The following is an 18,399-nucleotide window of genomic DNA, read 5'->3' as shown; positions in this document are numbered from 1 at the left end:
ACCTACGGCAACGTAAGTATGGCAGTGCGTCGACGGGTGGACGAAGCCCGTGAGACCGCGCGTCAGAGTGGACACCTATCCTTGGTGTCGGTCGGACAGCGCGGTCCGCTCTGTTTTCTTCCCGGATGTCCGTCCCCTATGCGACAGCCGCCGCGGGACCGGCGTCCGGGTTCCCTCCAGACGAGCTTCAAACACTGCAAGGAGCCGCACCTGTGAGCAGTGCCGACGACCAGGCCACCACGACCAACAACGAGCTGCGCGCCGACATCCGGCGCCTCGGCGACCTGCTCGGCGAGACCCTCGTCCGCCAGGAGGGCCCCGAACTGCTCGAACTGGTCGAGAAGGTCCGCCGCCTCACCCGGGAGGACGGCGAGGCCGCCGCCGAGCTGCTGCGCGGCACCGAGCTGGAGACCGCCGCCAAGCTGGTCCGCGCCTTCTCCACCTACTTCCACCTGGCCAACGTCACCGAGCAGGTGCACCGCGGCCGTGAGCTGCGCGCCCGCCGGGCCGCCGAGGGCGGTCTCCTCGCCCGCACGGCCGACCGCCTCAAGGACGCCGACCCCGACCACCTGCGCGAGACGGTCAGGAACCTCAACGTCCGCCCGGTCTTCACCGCGCACCCCACCGAGGCCGCGCGCCGGTCGGTCCTCAACAAGCTCCGGCGCATCGCCACGCTCCTGGAGACCCCGGTCATCGCCTCCGACCGCCGCCGCTACGACACCCGGCTGGCCGAGAACATCGACCTGGTGTGGCAGACGGACGAGCTGCGGGTCGTACGGCCGGAGCCCGCCGACGAGGCCCGCAACGCCATCTACTACCTGGACGAGCTGCACGCGGGCGCGGTCGGTGACGTCCTCGAGGACCTCACCGCCGAGCTGGAGCGCGTCGGCGTCAAGCTGCCCGACGACACCCGCCCGCTCACCTTCGGCACCTGGATCGGCGGCGACCGGGACGGCAACCCGAACGTCACGCCCCAGGTCACCTGGGACATCCTGATCCTCCAGCACGAGCACGGCATCAACGACGCCCTGGAGACGATCGACGAGCTGCGCGGCTTCCTCTCCAACTCCATCCGCTACACGGGCGCGACGGACGAGCTGCTGGAATCCCTCCAGGCCGACCTGGAGCTGCTGCCCGAGATCAGCCCCCGCTACAAGCGGCTCAACGCCGAGGAGCCCTACCGGCTCAAGGCCACCTGCATCCGGCAGAAGCTGGAGAACACCAAGAGCCGCCTCGCGAAGGGCACCCCGCACCAGCCCGGCCGCGACTACCTCGGCACCGCCGAGCTGCTGCACGACCTCACCCTGATCCAGACCTCCCTGCGCGCCCACCGCGGCGGCCTCTTCGCCGACGGCCGCATGGACCGTACGATCCGCACGCTCGGCGCGTTCGGCCTCCAGCTCGCCACCATGGACGTACGGGAGCACGCGGACGCCCACCACCACGCGCTGGGCCAGCTCTTCGACCGGCTCGGCGAGGAGTCCTGGCGCTACTCCGACATGCCCCGCGAGTACCGCGCCAAGCTGCTCGCGAAGGAGCTGCGGTCCAGGCGGCCGCTGGCTCCGACGCCCGCACCCGTCGACGCGGCCGGCGAGAAGACCCTCGGGGTGTTCGAGACCGTCAAGCGGGCCCTCGCCGTCTTCGGGCCCGAGGTCATCGAGTCGTACATCATCTCGATGTGCCAGGGCGCCGACGACGTGTTCGCCGCCGCCGTCCTCGCCCGCGAGGCCGGGCTGATCGACCTGCACGCCGGGTGGGCGAAGATCGGCATCGTGCCGCTCCTGGAGACCACCGACGAGCTCAAGGCCGCCGACACGATCCTGGAGGACATGCTCTCCGACCCGTCCTACCGGCGCCTGGTCGCGCTGCGGGGCGATGTCCAGGAGGTCATGCTGGGCTACTCGGACTCGTCGAAGTTCGGTGGGATCACGACCAGTCAGTGGGAGATCCACCGGGCGCAGCGGCGCCTGCGTGACGTCGCCCACCGCTACGGCGTACGCCTGCGGCTCTTCCACGGTCGCGGCGGAACCGTCGGCCGCGGTGGCGGCCCCTCGCACGACGCGATCCTCGCCCAGCCCTGGGGCACCCTGGAGGGCGAGATCAAGGTGACCGAGCAGGGCGAGGTCATCTCCGACAAGTACCTGGTGCCGTCGCTGGCCCGCGAGAACCTGGAACTGACGGTCGCCGCCACCCTCCAGGCCTCCGCCCTGCACACGTCACCCCGCCAGTCCGACGAGGCGCTGGCCCGCTGGGACGCGGCCATGGACGTGGTCAGCGACTCTGCCCACGCCGCCTACCGCAGGCTGGTCGAGGACCCGGACCTTCCGACGTACTTCCTCGCCTCCACGCCGGTGGACCAGCTCGCCGATCTGCACCTGGGCTCGCGGCCCTCCCGCCGCCCCGGCTCGGGCGTCTCGCTCGACGGACTGCGCGCGATCCCGTGGGTGTTCGGCTGGACCCAGTCCCGGCAGATCGTGCCCGGCTGGTTCGGTGTGGGATCGGGGCTGAAGGCGCTGCGCGAAGCCGGTCTCGACACCGTCCTCGACGAGATGCACGAGCAGTGGCACTTCTTCCGCAACTTCATCTCCAACGTCGAGATGACTCTCGCCAAGACGGACCTGCGGATCGCCCAGCACTACGTCGACACCCTCGTCCCGGACGAGTTGAAGCACGTCTTCGACACGATCAGGGCCGAGCACGAGCTGACCGTCGCCGAGGTGCTCCGCGTCACCGGTGAGGCCGAACTGCTGGACGCCACCCCGGTGTTGAAGCAGACCTTCACCATCCGGGACGCCTACCTCGACCCGATCTCCTACCTCCAGGTCACCCTCCTCAAGCGCCAGCGCGACGAGGCAGCCGCAGGCGCGGAACCCGACCCGCTGCTGAGCCGCGCCCTGCTCCTCACCGTCAACGGTGTGGCGGCGGGCCTGCGCAACACGGGCTGAGCGGGACGCAATACAAAGAGGGTGCCCCCGAGCCGTCGTGGAGGCTCGGGGGCACCCTCGCGTTCTACGGCGTTCAGAGGGCGACGAACGCCGCCGTCAGCAACGCGATCCCCGACCCGGCCAGTACCCACGCGGCCCGGGTCAGGCGCAGGCCGCCGGCGACCACCACCGAGGCCAGCAGGAGGGCACCGGCGAGGGGTACCCAGGCGTAGAGGATGCCGGCGGGGCCGGAGCGCATCACCTCGTCGGTGCCGGGCTTCACGACCACCGCGTACGTCTGGCCCTTCTTCACCGCGACCGTGTGCTCGATGACGACCTTGGCGCGGGCCTTCGACCCTTCGGAGACCGGTGTGTACGGCCCGGTGCAGATGTCGTCGCCGCACGCCGTGACCTCGACGGTGCCGCTTTCGCGGCCCTTGGTCAGCATCACGTTGTGCGCGGTGGGCCAGGAGCCCCACACTCCGGCGATCAGGATCAGCAGGGCGACCGTGCCCATCGCCGCGAGCCGTCCGAAGTTCATGGCGGGGATCATTGGCCATACCTGCACACGCGGTCAACTCGGAGGACCGGCAAATCGGTCAAGTCAGGAGTTGTACGCGCTCTGCGCCCGCTCCAGGCCCTCGCTCACCAGACACTCCACCGAGTCGGTGGCGCGGTCGACCAGGAAGTCCAGCTCCTTGCGCTCCGTCGAGGAGAAGTCCTTCAGTACGAAGTCCGCCACCTGCATCCGGCCCGGTGGGCGCCCGATCCCGAACCGCACCCGGTGGTAGTCGGGGCCCATCGCCTTCGTCATCGACTTCAGCCCGTTGTGGCCGTTGTCCCCGCCGCCGAGCTTGAGCCGGAGTGCGCCGTAGTCGATGTCCAGTTCGTCGTGGACCGCGACGATGTTCGCGAGCGGCACCTTGTAGAAGTCGCGGAGCGCGTTGACCGGGCCGCCCGACAGGTTCATGTACGACATCGGCTTCACCAGCACGACCCGGCGGCTCGCCGGACCCGGCGCGCCGATGCGGCCCTCCAGGACCTGCGCCTGCGCCTTCCCGGCCCGCTTGAACTTGCCGCCGATCCGCTCTGCGAGCAGGTCGGCCACCATGAAGCCCACGTTGTGCCGGTTGTTCGCGTACTCGGGGCCGGGGTTGCCGAGTCCCACGATCAGCCAGGGGGCATTGGCGTCGGTCGTCACGTCCATGTCTCCTTGATACGCGCCAGCCGCTGCTCCCGGTGGGAACAGCGGCTGACAGCAGTGGTGAAGGTGAGGATCAGGCCTCGGTGGCCTCGGCCTCGCCGTCGGCGGGCGCCTCTTCCGCCTGGGCGGCCAGCACCTGGAGGACGACCGCGTCCTCGTCGATGGCCAGCGTGGTGCCCTTGGGCAGCGGGATGTCCTTGGCGGCGATGGAGGCACCGGCCTCCAGGCCCGCGATGGACACGGTGACCGACTCGGGGATGTGCGTGGCCTCCGCCTCGACGGTGATCGTGCTCAGCACGTGCTCGAGGAGGAAGGAGCCCGGGGCGAGCTCGCCCTCGGTGTGCACGTAGACCTCGACGGTGACCTTCTCGCCGCTCTTCACGGTGAGCAGGTCGACGTGCTCCAGGAAGCCCTTGATGGCGTCGCGCTGAACGGCCTTCGGGATGGCGAGCTGGGTCTTGCCCTCGATGTCCAGGGTCAGCAGGACGTTCGGGGTACGCAGGGCGAGCTGCAGCTCGTGGCCCGGCAGCGTGACGTGCAGCGGGTCCACACCGTGGCCGTAGACCACGGCGGGAACCTTCTTGTCACGGCGGATACGGCGGGCGGCACCCTTGCCGAACTCGGTGCGGGTCTCGGCGGTGAGCTTGACGTCGGCCATGGTCACTCCTCGTAGAAAAGTCGGGGGTGGGGGCGGTCACCCGGCCGAACATCGGCCTGCTACGAAGAGCGCGTCGATAACGGACCGCCGTACCTGGATACCGGTACGGCCTCCCTCGCCGAGCAACTTGGGCAGCTTACTCGGCGGGGAGGCCGTAGCAGAAATCGATCTACGAGCGTGGGGGTCAGTGCTCGTCGAAGAGGCTCGTCACCGAGCCGTCCTCGAAGACCTCACGGACCGCGCTGGCGATGGTCGGGGCGATCGACAGGACCGTGATCTTGTCGAGGTCGGCGCCGAGTTCGCCCGGGGTTGGGAGGGTGTCGGTGAGGACGAACTCGCTGACGCGGGAGTTCTTCAGGCGGTCCGCGGCGGGGCCGGAGAGGACGCCGTGGGTGGCCGTCACGATGACGTCCTCGGCGCCGTGCGCGAACAGGGCGTCGGCGGCGGCGCAGATCGTGCCGCCGGTGTCGATCATGTCGTCGACCAGGACACAGACGCGGCCCTTGACCTCGCCGACGACCTCGTGGACCGTCACCTGGTTCGCCACGTCCTTGTCGCGCCGCTTGTGCACGATCGCCAGGGGCGCGCCGAGACGGTCGCACCAGCGGTCGGCGACGCGCACACGGCCGGCGTCCGGGGAGACGACGGTCAGCTTGTCGCGGTCGACCTTGTTGCCCACGTAGTCCGCGAGGAGCGGGAGGGCGAACAGGTGATCCACGGGGCCGTCGAAGAAGCCCTGGATCTGGTCGGTGTGCAGGTCGACGGTGAGGATGCGGTGCGCACCCGCCGTCTTCATCAGGTCCGCCACCAGCCGGGCCGAGATCGGCTCACGGCCGCGGTGCTTCTTGTCCTGCCGGGCGTAGCCGTAGAAGGGCACGATCACGGTGATCGAGCGGGCCGACGCGCGCTTCAGCGCGTCGATCATGATCAACTGCTCCATGACCCACTGGTTGATCGGGGCCGTGTGGCTCTGGATCACGAAGCAGTCCGCGCCGCGCACCGACTCCTCGAAGCGGACGTAGATCTCGCCGTTCGCGAAGTCGAAGGCCTTGGTCGGGACGACCCCGACACCCAGCTGGTGGGCGACCTCCTTGGCAAGCTCGGGGTGGGCGCGGCCGGAGAAGAACATCATCTTCTTCTCGCCGGTCGTCTTGATCCCGGTCACAGCACTGTCTCCTCAGAGGTCATTCAACTGGGTGTGCGTTTATCACGGTACGCCGTCCTGAACGCACCCGTTTCCGGTCAGTCTTCGTTCGCGTCCTGGCGGGAAGCGGTTTCCGCGGCCTTCGCCGCCGCGCTTCCCGGACGCTTGCGGGCCACCCAGCCCTCGATATTCCGCTGCTGGCCACGGGCCACGGCCAGCGAACCGGGCGGTACGTCCTTCGTGATCACGGAGCCGGCGGCGGTGTATGCGCCGTCCCCGACCGTGACAGGTGCCACAAACATATTGTCCGACCCTGTACGGCAGTGCGACCCGACGGTGGTGTGATGTTTCGCCTGTCCGTCGTAGTTGACGAAGACGCTGGCGGCACCGATGTTGCTGTAGTCGCCGATCGTCGCGTCCCCGACATAGGAGAGGTGCGGGATCTTCGTCCCCTCCCCGATCGTCGCGTTCTTCGTCTCGACGTATGTCCCGATCTTGCCCTTCGTGCCCAGCCGGGTGCCCGGACGGAGATAGGCGTACGGCCCGACGCTCGCCCCCGGGCCGATGTGCGAGCTGACGGAGACGGTGTTGTCGACGCGGGCGCCGGCCTCGACGACGGTGTCCGTCAGCCGGCTGTTGGGGCCGACCTCGGCGCCCTCGCCGATGTGCGTGGTGCCGTGCAGCTGGGTGCCGGGGTGGACGATCGCGTCCTGGTCGAAGGTGACCTCGACGTCGATCCAGGTCGTCGCCGGGTCGACGACGGTGACCCCGCCGAGCATGGCCTCGGTCAGCAGCCGGTCGTTGAGGATGCGGCGCGCCTCGGAGAGCTGCACGCGGTTGTTGATGCCGGCGATCTCGCGGTGGTCGCCCGCGACGGAGGCGCCGACCCGGTGCCCGGCCTCGCGCAGGATGCCGAGGACGTCGGTGAGGTACTCCTCGCCCTGGCTGTTGTCCGTCCGCACCTTCCCCAGCGCGTCCGCGAGCAACTGACCGTCGAACGCGAAGACTCCGGAGTTGATCTCGCGGATCGCCCGCTGCGACTCGGAGGCGTCCTTGTGCTCGACGATCGCGGTCACGGCACCGGAGGCGCCGTCGCGCACGATCCGGCCGTAGCCGGTGGCGTCCGGGACCTCGGCGGTGAGCACGGTCACGGCGTTGCCGTCGGCGATGTGGTTCGCGGTGAGTTCGCGCAGGGTCGCGCCGCGGAGCAGGGGGGTGTCGCCGCAGACGACGACGACGGTCCCGTCGACGCTTCCGAGTTCCTCCAGCGCCATCCGTACGGCGTGCCCGGTGCCGTTCTGCTCGGCCTGGACCGCGGTCCGCACTCCGGGGTCGGTCTCGCCGAGGTGGGCGGTCACCTTCTCGCGGGCGTGCCCCACGACGACCACCAGGTTCTCCGGCTCCAACTCGCGGGCGGCGGCCAGTACATGACCGACGAGGGTGCGGCCACAGATCTGGTGCAGGACCTTCGGTGTGGCCGACTTCATACGGGTGCCCTCACCCGCTGCGAGGACGACGACGGCTGCCGGGCGAATGGCGCTCACGGGTATGCCCTTCGGCTTCGGAATGCTGGGGGGTGGACATTCGCAGGATACCGGGGCGTTTCATGGGGGACATGGGAGTAGGCCCTGACAGTGCTGTCAGGGCCTGAAGTGGGTTGCTGGAAGAGGCTGTTGCTCCCCCGCCAGGACTCGAACCCGGACAAATGGCACCAAAAGCCACGGTGCTGCCAATTACACCACGGGGGATCAAACTCGTTTGAACCGGACATTTATCCTGGTCGCCGAGTGGGCAACCAACACTATGCCGTACCGGATGCCCTCCGTGCGACGGCACTTCTCCGCGGTGATCGGTTTCGTCATTGTTCGATTACGCGCAGTGGTGTAGGCAACTCGTCGAAACTCGACGGAAAAGCGGGGCCCGCCGCCCGTAGGCTGGAGGCATGACCACGACGGGGGAAGAGCACGCCAGGGCCCGGGGAGGGCCGTGGTGGTGGACCAGGTGGCGTAGCGCGGTTCTCGATGCGGGGCTCGCCGTCGGCTCCGCGGCGGAGTGCGGGGCGGAGGGGATCCGGTTCGCGCACGACGCGGGGGTCCCGGCGGCCGTGGGCGTCGTCTTCGGCGTGCTGGCCGGGTCGACGTTGGTCGTGCGGCGGAAGTGGCCCATCGCCGTCGTACTGGTGTCCATTGCTATCACTCCGGCCCAGATGGGCTACCTGATGGGCATCGTCGGCCTCTACACCCTCGCCGCCTCCGAACTGCCGCGCAGGATCATCGGGTCGCTGGCCGGGATGTCCTTCCTCGGCATGCTGATCGTCATGTTCGTGCGAGTACGGCAGGACACCCAGCGCGGGAGCTGGGAACTCGGGGACTGGTTCGTCCCGTTCGCCTCGATCACCACCGCGGTCGGGATGACCGCGCCGCCCGTGCTGCTCGGGCTCTACGTCGGGGCCCGGCGCCGTCTGATGGAGAGTCTCCGGGAGCGGGCCGACAGCCTGGAGCGGGAGTTGCAGCTCCTTGCGGAGCGGGCCGAGGAGCGGGCCGAGTGGGCGCGGGGCGAGGAGCGGACCCGGATCGCGCGGGAGATGCACGACGTCGTGGCGCACCGGGTGAGCCTGATGGTGGTGCATGCGGCTGCCTTGCAGGCGGTCGCGCGGAAGGATCCGGAGAAGGCCGTCAAGAACGCGGCCCTTGTGGGGGACATGGGGCGGCAGGCGCTGACCGAGTTGCGGGAGATGCTCGGGGTGCTGCGGAGCGGGGACGGGACGGGTGCGCGGGAGCGGGCCGCCGTGCCGCTGGTCGCGGTGGGGGTGGCCGCCGCCGTTGCGGCCTCGCGGGTCGTGGACGACGAGGGCGGGGGCGACGGGCCGTGTCTCTCGGACGTGGACGAGCTGCTCGGGCAGTCCGCCGCCGCGGGGATGGCCGTCGATCTGTCAGTGGAGGGCGAGACCCGGTCGTACGCGGCGGAGATCGAGCAGACCGCCTACCGGGTGGTGCAGGAGGCGTTGACGAACGTCCACAAGCACGCGGCCGGAGCGAAGACGCACGTACGGCTCGCGCACCGGGTGTCGGAGATCGCGATGCAGGTCGAGAACGAACCGCCGCCCGAGCTCGCGTCCGCCTCGGCGGCCCGGCTGCCGTCCGGGGGCAACGGGCTGGTCGGCATGCGGGAGCGGGTTCTGGCGTTGGGCGGGGTGTTTGTTTCGGGGCCCACGGATGCGGGTGGATTTCGGGTTTCGGCGGTAATTCCGGCGGTTTGAGGTGTGTGGTCGCCGGTCCTTGGTGGTGGGTCGGTGCCGCGTCGGGGGGTGTCCGTCCTCGGAACGGCCCGGATTCGGTCGCTCAAGATCGTGGCGGTGTTGACGCGCCAACCGCTGCGGGCGGACACCCCCCCGACCCGGCACCTTCTCGCCGTACGCGGCCTACGGTCCGCTGCGGACGCCGCTCGGTCCCCGGCCGTCCCAGTGGTGGAAGCCCGTCGCCGTCTGCTGGGCGCGGGTCAGCCCGCTGCCAGTCGTACCGGCTCTATGCCCGAGATCAGGGACGCGAGGGCCTGGTCGATGTCCGGGCCCAGGTACCAGTCGCCGGTGTGGTCGAGGGCGTAGACCCGGCCCTCGGCGTCGATGGCCAGGAGGGACTGGGTGTCGGGTTCCTCGCCGAGTGGGCTGACGTCGGTGTCCAGGGCGCGGCCCAGGTCGCCGAGCGTGCGGGCCATGTGGAGGCCGTGCAGCGGGTCCAGGTGGAGTGCGGCGGGGGCGATCTGGCGGCCGGGGCCGGTGGGTGCGATGCGCAGGCCGCCGAACTCGGCCCAGGCCTCGACCGCCGCCGGGAACACTGCGTGCTGGTGGCCGGCGGGCGAGGTGTGTTCGCGCAGGGTGTCCGCCCAGATCTCGGCCTGCTTTATGTCCCAGCGGCCGGGCTGCCAGCCGGCGGCGCGCAGGGCGGCGTCGACGGGTACGGAGAAGCGCGTGGAGGAGTGGCGGTCGGGGTGCATCTGCCCTTCGATCGTCGGCGTCAGGGACGGTGGTGCTGGTGGTGCTGGTGGTGCTGGTGGTGAGGTGCGGGGGTGCGGGGGTGCGGGGGTGCGGGGGTGCGGTGGTGTTGGTCCGTGTGGTGCGGGGGATGGGGGTCAGCCGGTCTCCGTCGCGGGGTCCACGATGCGGACGCCGAAGTGGGCGCTGAGGGCTGCGCAGGCCCGGCAGGGGGCGGCGAAACTGCCGTGCAGGGGGTCGCCGTCCTCGCGAATGCGGCGGGCGGTGAGCTTGGCCTGCTTGAGGGTCTTGCGGGCCTCGCCGTTGGTCATCGGCTTGCGCGCGGCGCGCCTGCTGCGCTCGGCGTCGGCGGCGGCGATGTGGCGGGAGATCAAGATCGCCTCGGCGCAGCGGCCGGTGAAACGGTCGCGCTGGGCGCTGGTGAGGGTGTCGAGGAAGTCCTGTACCAGTGGGTGCAGGGCGGGCGGCTGGTCGCCTCGCGCGGCGGTGCCGGTGAGTGTGGTCGCGCCGCGTACGGAGAGGGCGGCGGCGACGGTCGGAAGTATGCCGTCGCGGCGGTGGTTGAGGGCGGGCACCTGCCGTCCCTCGGTGGCGCTCCAGCCGACCCTGGGGTCGCCAGAAGGCCCGGTGTGCGCCCCGGTGTGCGGTCCCGTCTGCGTCGCGTTCATGATCGTCATCCCCTCCCGAGCATCCCCCGGCGGGTCTCAGAGTGCCAAATGCCGTGGCGGGTGCGGTAGCTGGGGCGGTGCGACACGCCAGGGCTTCGGCGGGCTGTCACGGCGGGGTGACGGCAGGTCACGGAAGTGAAGGTCCGGTGAGGGGCGCCGACGACCGCTGCCGGTGACCCGTGCCGCCGTACCGCATAGGCTGTCCGCACCGCGATCCACGCGGCCGACGCGTGGAGACAGTCGAACGAAGACGTCAAGAAGACGAGACAGTCGATACGGGGCGCAGTGGGGCGAGTTGGACATTCGCCTGCTGTGAATCGTACTGAATGCCGCAGGGGGCAACCGCCATGACGACAGGTCGGCTCGGGCAACAAGCCGCGCCACCGAACGCGGCCTACGCCGGGCAGGTCGTGCACTTCCCGGACCCGGTCCGGGCGGCCCGTCACCCGAGAGGGGTGCGGATGGACGAGCGCGGCTACCCCGACTTCTCGCCGTACGCGCGCGCGGCCGCGGAGATCGCCGAGCCCCCGGAGGGCTTCGGGGTCGACGAACTGCGCCTGACGGACTACGTGTCGGCGAACGCGGCCCTGGCGGCGGCCGGGCACCAGCTGTGGGACACGGTGCCCGCGGTGGCCACCCCGCACGGCTGGACCTGGCACCACGTGGTCGGCACCCGGCGCCTCGAACTCGTCCCCGTCGAGGTCAAGGCGCTGCTGCGGCACCACGGCGGGATCGCCACGGCGGCCGTCGACCACAACAAGCGCGGCACCCGACCGCTCCAGGAGACCCGGCCCGCGCACTTCGGCCTGCCGAAGTCGTCGCTCGCGGTGACCGAGGCGCAGGTGCAGGGCGTCGAGGAGGACCTCGGCTACCGACTCCCGGGCGCCTACCGGTCGTTCCTCAAGGCGGCCGGCGGCAGCGCGCCTATCGGCACCGCGCTGGACGCCGAGTTGGGGCTCCTGATCGACCAGCCGTTCTTCACGGTCCGCGACGAGGCGGCCGTCAACGACCTCGTCTACGTCAACAAGTGCCTGCGCGACCACCTCACCAAGGACTACCTGGCCGTCGGCTTCGTCCAGGGCGGCCTGCTCGCCGTGAAGGTGAAGGGCCAGGCGCTCGGTTCGGTGTGGTTCTGCGCCTACGACGACGCCCGCGACGTCGACCCGTCCTGGGCTCCGGCCGACCGGGTGGAGCGGCTGCTGCTGCCCGCCGGGGGCGACTTCGACCAGTTCCTGGGCCGACTCGCGGGAAATCCACCGGAGTTGGAGACGGTGGCGAACCTGATGGTGGACGGCGGGTTCGCGCGATCGGTGCCGGTGTCTTCGGCCGCCGCGGTGGGGGAGTGAGCGACACGATGGTGACTTTCGCGCAGGCGCAGGAACGCGCCGAGGAATGGATCAACGGGGACGTGCCCTCGTACCAGCATCGCGAGGTGCGGGTGCGGGAGTTCGAACTCGGCTTCGTGGCCTGGGCCGAGGACCGTGCGGACGGCCCGCGTTCGGACGGGGGCGGGCAGCGGCTGGTGCTCGCCCGCGACAGCGGAGAGGCCACGCTGTGGCCCGCGCTGCCGGTGGGCGAGGTGATCCGCCGCTACGAGGAGGAGTACGGCCGCCCCGAGGAGGTCGCCGACGCGGTACCGGCGGCTCCCGCCCGGGTGGACCTCAACCAGACGTCGTTCCTGCTGAGTCCGCCGGAGTGGTTGCAGGAGGCGGCGGACAAGATCGGGATCCAGGATCGGCGGGGGGCTGGAACGGCTGGAACTCCGGTTGCGGGGGAGGGTGTTGGGGGTTCGGGCTCGGCTTCGCCCTCGCCCTCTGCGGGCTCGCGTTCGGGGTCGCTGCCGGAGACGCAGGCCGGGGTGCCGGCGGCTTCGTCCTGGCCGGATGCGGGCGGGGGCGCCGAGGCGCCGGGTGCGCCCGGTGTGCCGGCCGGGGCGACGCCGTGGGCGGGGACCGACACCAACGCCGATGCCGGCGAGGACCGTTCGGTACCACTGCCCGCGACCGTGTTCGCACCGCCGCTGAGCGAGCGTGAGGACGAGACCCCGGCCGATGCCGAGACCGCCTTGATGTCCGGCGGCAGTCAACTCCCGCCCACGGCAGTCGCATCGGCGCTGGGGGATGCCAACGCCCGTGGGGGAGCTGGAGGTTCGCGGGGGCAGGGGGGCGGGCCCGGCGGCTCTGGCGGCGCCGGTGTTACGCCGCCTCCGTCGTACGGGTATCCCCAGGGAGCCGCAGCCCAGGCGCCGGGTGGGCCCGGTCCGCAGGGGGCGCCCGGTCAGGCGTCGTCGTACGGGTACCCGCAGGGGGCGGGTGGTTCTGGTGCTCCGGGTGCTCCTGGCGGTCCCGGCGCGTCGCCTTCCGGTGGTCCGCAGGGTGGGTCCGGGGTGGATCCGTCGGCCTATGGGTATCCCCAGGCGCCGGGCGGTGCAGGCAACGTGCCGCACGCTCCCGGGAGTCCCGGTGCGCCGGGGCGGGTGCTCGCGCCCAACGCCGGGGACATCGCCGATGCCGCCACGAGCAAGGCGGCGCCTCCGCCGCGCCGGGCGCGGAGCGGTGGGTCGAACCCGCCGCCTCCGCCGGGTGCCCCGGGGACGCCGGGTGCGCGACCGGGCGGTACGCCTGCGGGGCCGCCGCCTGCGCCGCCCGCGGGCGGGTATGTGCCGACGCAGATGGTTCCGGGGCTCGGTCCGGAGGGGGCGGGTGCTCCGGGTGGTCCCGGTGGTTCCGGTGCGCCGAACACCCCCGGGGGGCCGCCTCCGGGTGGGGTTCACCAGGCCGCGACGATGTTCGCCGACCCGGGGCAGGGTGGGCCCGCGGGGCCGGGTGCTCCGCAGCCGCCGGGTGCCCCAGGCGTTCCCGGTGCTCCGGGTGCGCCCAAGCCGCCCGGTGCGCCCGGAGCGCCCGGCACGCCTCCGCCGCCGTACGTCCCCGGTGGCCCCGGCGCTCCCGCCCCGCAGGGCGGTGCCCCCGGTGCCGTGCATCGCGCGGAGACCATGCTGGCCGGGCCTCCGGCGGGTGGACCCGGTGCTCCTCCGGCGCCGCAGTTCCCGGGCGCGCCCGGTCCGTTGGGCGCTCCCGGTATGCCTCCGGGAGCCCCGCCGCAGCCGATGCCGCCCGGCGCGATGCCACCCCCGGGGCAGCAGGCAGCCGGCCACGGTCACCCCGCGCCTCCCGGGCCCGGTCAGCCGTTCCCCGGTCAGCAGCAGCCCGCCTACGGCTATCCGCAGCAGGGGCAGCCGACCGTGGGACCGGGCTATCAGGCCGTGTTGCGGTACCGCGCGCCGGACGGTTCCGAGCAGCAGGTGATCCGGCGGTCCGCGCCGGGGACGCCGCACCCGGAGTGGCAGATCTTCCACGAGCTGCGCGGCCTGAACATCCCGCCGGACCAAGTCCTGGAACTGCACACGGAGTTGGAGTCCTGTGAGCTGCCCGGTGCGTACTGCGCGCGGATGATCCGCGAGCAGTGGCCGCAGGCGCGGATCGCGAGCATCGCGCCGTACGGCACGGATCACACGAGCCGGCAGCAGGGGATGCGTGAACTCCTCGCCCACCAGGGCGAGTTGCACCAGGTGGCCGACGGGCCCGCCCGACTCGCCCCGGTGCGCGCGCCGTTGCCGCAGGTGCAGCCGACCCCGCCGATCCCGCCGGAGGCGATCGCGCAGGAGCTGGCGGGCGCGTTCGGGCCGGGAGTGTTCCGGTTCGAGCAGGCGGCGGTGTCCCGGCAGGGCGTGCCGCCGGTCGTGGCGCACACGCTGGTCGCGGCGGGGCTGCCGATGGACATGGGCCCGTTCTTCTGGGCGCAGGCCCAACCCGGCCGCCCGGTACCGACGTTGGCCGAACTCGCGCAGGAGCGCGGGGTGCGGCCGTCCGCCGACGCGGGCTCCTACCTGGTCATGGGCAGCGACTTCGGCAAGGCGATCTGCGTTCAGTACGGCACGGCGAACATCGTCGCGGTGCCCGTGGAGGCGGGGCCGGGCGGTGCTTCCGTACCGCCGCAGTTCGTGAACACGGGGCTGCCCGAGTTCGCGCGCTGTCTGGCGCTGCTCGGCCGGATGTGGCGGCTGAGGTACGGGCTCAACCAGGAGCAGGCGGGCCGCTGGACCGTCGACTTCCAGGCGCAGCTGGCCTCGCTGGACCCGGCGGCGCTCGGTTCGCCGGAGAGCTGGTGGTCGGTGCTGCTGGAGCAGATGTGGGACGGGCTGTTGTAGGGCCCGGTCGCTGAGCGAGGCGAAGGGGGCGGCCCCGGTCGGAGGACCGGGGCCGCCCCCTTCTTTTTGCCTGAGTGATGCCCGTGACCTGCACACGGAGTGTCGCGTTATGAACCCTTATGCCCGATACATCAAGATATGCGCGAAATCATCATTTCGTGTCCGTCGGGTGGAGAGGGGTTCCAGGGTGAGCAGCGCATCGGTGTCGCCACGTGGCTTCGTGGCAGTACGGGGGCGTGGCTACCGCCCCGCCCAGGTGGACGCGTACGCGGCGGCACTCTCGCGGCACCGGGACGCCGCGTGGGAGCGGGCCGCGCGGCTGACCGTACTGGCCAGGGACATGGAGGCGGAGGCCGAGCGGCTGCGGGAGACGGTGGCGCGGCTCGCCCCGCAGACGTACGAGACGCTCGGCGAGCGGGCGCGCCGGCTGTTTCAGCTGGGGGAGGAGGAGGCCGCCGCCGTACGGGAGTCCGCGCGGCGTTCGGCGCGCGAGCAGGTCGCGCTGGCCGAGGCGCACGCCGCCGGCGTACTCCAAGAAGCGCGGGAACAGGCGGACGCGCTCCGCGCGGAGGCGGAGGAACGTGCCCGGCAGCGGCTCCTCGCGGCCCGCGCCGAGGCCGACGACCTCCGGATCGGCGCCCGGCGCGAGGTGAAGGAGGGACGCACGGAGGCGCTCGCCGCGTTGCGCGAGGTACGGCAGCGCACCGCCGGGATGCTGGGTGAGCAGGCCAAGGAGCACGCCGAGCGCTGGGCCGAGGCGGAGCGCTTCGCGGAGCAGCGGCTGGCCGCGGTGGACGCGCAGTGCGCCGAGCGGGTGGCCCGTGCGGAGGCTGCGCTGGCCGAGGCGGAACAGGCTTTCGCCGAGGCCGAGTTGTCGGACCGGCGCCGGCAGGAGGAGGCCACGGAGCGGGCGGCCGAGGTGGTCGCGGAGGCGCGGGTGCGGGCGGAGCGGATCGCTCGGGACACCGAGCGGGTGCTGCGCGAGCACGGGGAGACGTGGGACGACGTGCAGGCGCACATGGATCATGTGCGGAGCAGTTTGACCGCGCTGACCGGGCGGGCGCCGGCTGAGTGACGGCGGGCCCGGTTGTGGTCGTGCGCGGGCCGGTGGGGGCTTGTCGCGCCCACACGGCGGAGCCGCAGATCGACACAGCCCCGCGCCCCCGAGTGGGGACAGTTGTCCGGCGTTCTGAGTTACGGATGATCTGCGCAGCACGGTGTGGGGTTGGGGACTTCGAAGGGGGCCAGGGTGTTGCCCGCCGCCGGGACCAGTGCCAGTACCAGTTCGCCCTCGCGCCATTCGGGTCGTACGTGGTCCTGCGTGTGTACGGGTGTCGTCGGGGCCGGAGGCCCGCCCGAGGTGGCGCCGACCACGGTCACCCGGTCGATGGCCGACAGCGCCAGCAGGTCGGACAGGGGGATCGTCCCCGTGAGGTGTTCCGCGCCGGGGAACAGGACCGCCCGGCCCGAGCGACGGGCGGTGTGTTCGGCGGCTGCCCGGGCGGCGGCTTCCCGATCGCCCCGCGGAGCCTGGGACTCTGTGAGGTGCCGCCAGGCGGCCGCGGCCGACGCGCCGTCCGGCAACTCCAGGGACACGGCCGTCCCCCGGCGCGCGTCCGTGCGGATCAGGTGGGTGCAGGCGACCGTCCCCGGGGGAAGCGCGAGGGTGCTCATGAGCTCGCGGACGAGGTGGTCGGCCTCGCGGAGGGTCGTCGTGCCGGCGTCCACGCCGAGGACGGGGTGGACGCCGGACGGGTCGTAGGACGTGCTCATGCGGGGAGGACCCACATCGGGTTGGAGTAGAACCAGAGGTCCTTCCACGGGTCGGCGTCGCCGAGGACGTCCATCGCGGGGCCCACGGGGTCTACGGCAGCGCCGTTGAGGCCGACGGCGGAGCGGTTGCCGTCGGTGCCGCGGAGGCGGACGTAGACCGGCTTGTCGAGGCGGCCGAGGGAGTACGTGAGGCGGACGGTGCCGGTGGACCTGTCCATCTCGAAGGACTTGACGACCTTCGTGGTGGGGGTGGAGAAGGTGTCCTTGTCCGCGACCGGTCCCGTCACATCGCCCTGGATGACGTCGACGCGGGCCAACGAGGGCTGGAACTGCGCCCAGTTGGGGCCGTTGGACAGGCTGATGCGGATGACCAGGTCGACCTGGGCGCCGCGGCGGGCGTGCAGCGCGCCGCCGAGGGTGACCTCGCGGCCACCGGCCGAGAGGCGGGCGTCGAGGCCGCTGATCAGGCCGCCGTGGTCGACCCAGACGCGGCCCGCGCGGATGCCGTCCATGACCGCCTTGTACGAGAAGGAGGCCGCGCCGACGTGGGTGCGGGAGTACTGGCCGGGCCAGAAGTCGGTGTCGGTGAGGCTGACGCCGGTGCCGTAAACGGGGTCCTCGTAGCGGCCGTTGGCGTTGAAGTCGCCGCCCGGGCCGCGTACGGCGGTGTCCGCGTACACGTTGTGGGAGTCGGAGTTGGCGGTGATCCACCAGGGCTTGCCCTCGGCGAGGAGGCTGTCCCACAGGCCGCCGACCGTGGCCGTCATCCAGTCGAAGCCGCCCCAGGTGCGGTAACTCTCCAGCGGGTAACCGGGGAAGGAGTCGGCGCTGGGGCTGTTGTCGTAGATGCCGCGTCCGCTGCCCGGGCCGTTCGGCTTGGGGATGCCGCCGGCCTGGTGGCCGGGGGCGCCCTCCATTCCGACGGCGATGGTGGGCTGCGCGTCGCGCCAGCCGCGGATCTCGTGAGGGGAGTCGATGCCCTTGCGCGCCGGGTGGTTGGCGAGGAAGAGCGCGTCCTTGACCTTGCGGCGGCGGACCTGGTCGGCGAGGAAGTTGACGCCCGCGATGGCGAGGGCCTCGTTCGCGGGCGAGTTGCCGCTCGCGTTCTTCACGCTGCCGTCGAAGGAGTTCTCGAACTCCTTGAGCACGGCGACCTCGTTGGAGCCGGGGTGCACGAACACCGTGCCGTGCTCGGCGCCCGGGATGTTCCACTCCAGGCCCTGGAAGACGAGGGTGTCGTCGGTCTTGTCACGGGCGTCGACGATATCCGGATTGACCTTCTCCACACCGATCTTGGCGTGCGTGACACTGCCGTGGTCGGTGATGACCATCCAGTCCAGACCGTGCGCGTTCGCCTGGCGTACGTGGTCGATGACCCGGTACTTGGCGTCGCTGCTGTACTGCGTGTGGATGTGGTGGTCGCCGGCCAGCCACAGGTAACCGCCGTTGCCCTTCGAAGACTTGGCCGCGGAATGCTGCACCGACGCGGCTGCCTCCCCCGCGCCGGCGAGCACGCTGCCTGCCGCGAGTCCCGCGCCCAGCAGTCCGGTTCGGCGCAGCATGCCCCGCCGCGACAGCTGACCGGGCGTCAACTCCTCGTCGGGAACGGAGGTGTCGAGGACGGGCGGCAGCGAGGTGGCGGCCTCGTCCCCGTGATGGTGATGGTGGTGGTGACCGTGGTCGCCGTGACTGTGGCCGTGGCTCATGTTCAACTCCCGCTGAATGCAGGGACCTTCACGCTCGGACGTGCAGAGTCTGGAAAGGAGCGGTGAACAGCGGGAGTCGAGGTGGTGGTGCGGCAAAGAACGAGTCATGCACGGCTATGAC

Annotated in this window: 14 protein-coding genes and 1 tRNA gene; 5 read left to right on the top strand and 10 right to left on the bottom strand. The window is 71.5% G+C overall.

Features of this window, described 5'->3' with window-relative positions:
* Window positions 1-212 precede the first annotated feature (212 nt).
* The gene (gene ppc / locus AB0I51_RS29430; protein WP_362980215.1) at window positions 213-2,945 is read left to right on the top strand and encodes a phosphoenolpyruvate carboxylase; all 2,733 of its coding nucleotides are present in this window, start codon (window positions 213-215) and stop codon (window positions 2,943-2,945) included.
* Between the two features lie 73 nt (window positions 2,946-3,018).
* Here the strand turns inward: ppc and AB0I51_RS29425 are convergent, their stop codons facing one another.
* The 6 genes from AB0I51_RS29425 to AB0I51_RS29400 all read right to left on the bottom strand — a co-directional run bounded on the left by AB0I51_RS29425 (window position 3,019) and on the right by AB0I51_RS29400 (window position 7,678).
* Window positions 3,019-3,465, bottom strand: a complete 447-nt coding sequence (locus tag AB0I51_RS29425) for a hypothetical protein (protein ID WP_362980213.1) — start codon at window positions 3,463-3,465, stop codon at window positions 3,019-3,021.
* A gap of 63 nt (window positions 3,466-3,528) precedes the next feature.
* The gene (gene pth / locus AB0I51_RS29420; protein ID WP_362980211.1) at window positions 3,529-4,131 is read right to left on the bottom strand and encodes an aminoacyl-tRNA hydrolase; all 603 of its coding nucleotides are present in this window, start codon (window positions 4,129-4,131) and stop codon (window positions 3,529-3,531) included.
* 70 nt (window positions 4,132-4,201) lie between these two features.
* Window positions 4,202-4,786, bottom strand: coding sequence for a 50S ribosomal protein L25/general stress protein Ctc (locus AB0I51_RS29415; RefSeq protein WP_359607299.1), 585 nt, complete (start codon window positions 4,784-4,786; stop codon window positions 4,202-4,204).
* A gap of 184 nt (window positions 4,787-4,970) precedes the next feature.
* Window positions 4,971-5,951 (bottom strand): ribose-phosphate diphosphokinase, encoded by a 981-nt coding sequence (locus AB0I51_RS29410; protein ID WP_362980209.1) that lies wholly within the window; start codon window positions 5,949-5,951, stop codon window positions 4,971-4,973.
* A 77-nt stretch (window positions 5,952-6,028) separates the two neighbouring features.
* The gene (gene glmU, locus AB0I51_RS29405) at window positions 6,029-7,474 is read right to left on the bottom strand and encodes a bifunctional UDP-N-acetylglucosamine diphosphorylase/glucosamine-1-phosphate N-acetyltransferase GlmU (protein ID WP_362980207.1); all 1,446 of its coding nucleotides are present in this window, start codon (window positions 7,472-7,474) and stop codon (window positions 6,029-6,031) included.
* A gap of 132 nt (window positions 7,475-7,606) precedes the next feature.
* Window positions 7,607-7,678 (bottom strand) — tRNA-Gln (locus AB0I51_RS29400).
* 194 nt (window positions 7,679-7,872) lie between these two features.
* Between AB0I51_RS29400 and AB0I51_RS29395 the strand changes: the two genes are divergently transcribed.
* Entirely contained in the window at window positions 7,873-9,189 is a 1,317-nt protein-coding gene (locus AB0I51_RS29395; RefSeq protein ID WP_362980205.1) for a histidine kinase, read from the top strand.
* Between the two features lie 239 nt (window positions 9,190-9,428).
* Here the strand turns inward: AB0I51_RS29395 and AB0I51_RS29390 are convergent, their stop codons facing one another.
* Window positions 9,429-9,923 (bottom strand): SUKH-3 domain-containing protein, encoded by a 495-nt coding sequence (locus AB0I51_RS29390; protein ID WP_362980203.1) that lies wholly within the window; start codon window positions 9,921-9,923, stop codon window positions 9,429-9,431.
* 135 nt (window positions 9,924-10,058) lie between these two features.
* The gene (locus AB0I51_RS29385; RefSeq protein ID WP_362980201.1) at window positions 10,059-10,598 is read right to left on the bottom strand and encodes a YwqJ-related putative deaminase; all 540 of its coding nucleotides are present in this window, start codon (window positions 10,596-10,598) and stop codon (window positions 10,059-10,061) included.
* 338 nt (window positions 10,599-10,936) lie between these two features.
* Here AB0I51_RS29385 and AB0I51_RS29380 point away from each other — a divergent pair, with 338 nt between their 5' ends.
* The 3 genes from AB0I51_RS29380 to AB0I51_RS29370 all read left to right on the top strand — a co-directional run bounded on the left by AB0I51_RS29380 (window position 10,937) and on the right by AB0I51_RS29370 (window position 15,874).
* The gene (locus AB0I51_RS29380; protein ID WP_362980199.1) at window positions 10,937-11,935 is read left to right on the top strand and encodes an SMI1/KNR4 family protein; all 999 of its coding nucleotides are present in this window, start codon (window positions 10,937-10,939) and stop codon (window positions 11,933-11,935) included.
* A gap of 8 nt (window positions 11,936-11,943) precedes the next feature.
* Window positions 11,944-14,799, top strand: a complete 2,856-nt coding sequence (locus AB0I51_RS29375; protein WP_362980197.1) for an SUKH-4 family immunity protein — start codon at window positions 11,944-11,946, stop codon at window positions 14,797-14,799.
* Window positions 14,800-14,986: 187 nt separating this feature from the next.
* Window positions 14,987-15,874: a cellulose-binding protein gene (locus tag AB0I51_RS29370; protein ID WP_362980195.1), complete on the top strand. Its 888-nt coding sequence runs from the start codon at window positions 14,987-14,989 to the stop codon at window positions 15,872-15,874.
* 119 nt (window positions 15,875-15,993) lie between these two features.
* Here AB0I51_RS29370 and AB0I51_RS29365 read toward each other — a convergent pair whose 3' ends face one another.
* Window positions 15,994-16,572: a hypothetical protein gene (locus AB0I51_RS29365; protein ID WP_362980193.1), complete on the bottom strand. Its 579-nt coding sequence runs from the start codon at window positions 16,570-16,572 to the stop codon at window positions 15,994-15,996.
* On the bottom strand, window positions 16,569-18,278 hold the full coding sequence (locus AB0I51_RS29360; RefSeq protein WP_362980191.1) for a PHP domain-containing protein: 1,710 nt from the start codon (window positions 18,276-18,278) through the stop codon (window positions 16,569-16,571). The genes AB0I51_RS29365 and AB0I51_RS29360 overlap by 4 nt, the downstream gene beginning before the upstream one ends.
* Window positions 18,279-18,399 lie beyond the last annotated feature (121 nt).

Source organism: Streptomyces sp. NPDC050549 (assembly GCF_040655035.1).
In the GTDB taxonomy this organism is placed as follows: domain Bacteria; phylum Actinomycetota; class Actinomycetes; order Streptomycetales; family Streptomycetaceae; genus Streptomyces.
Note: the sequence above shows the minus strand (reverse complement) of the source record. Positions and strands in the feature narration are given on the sequence as shown.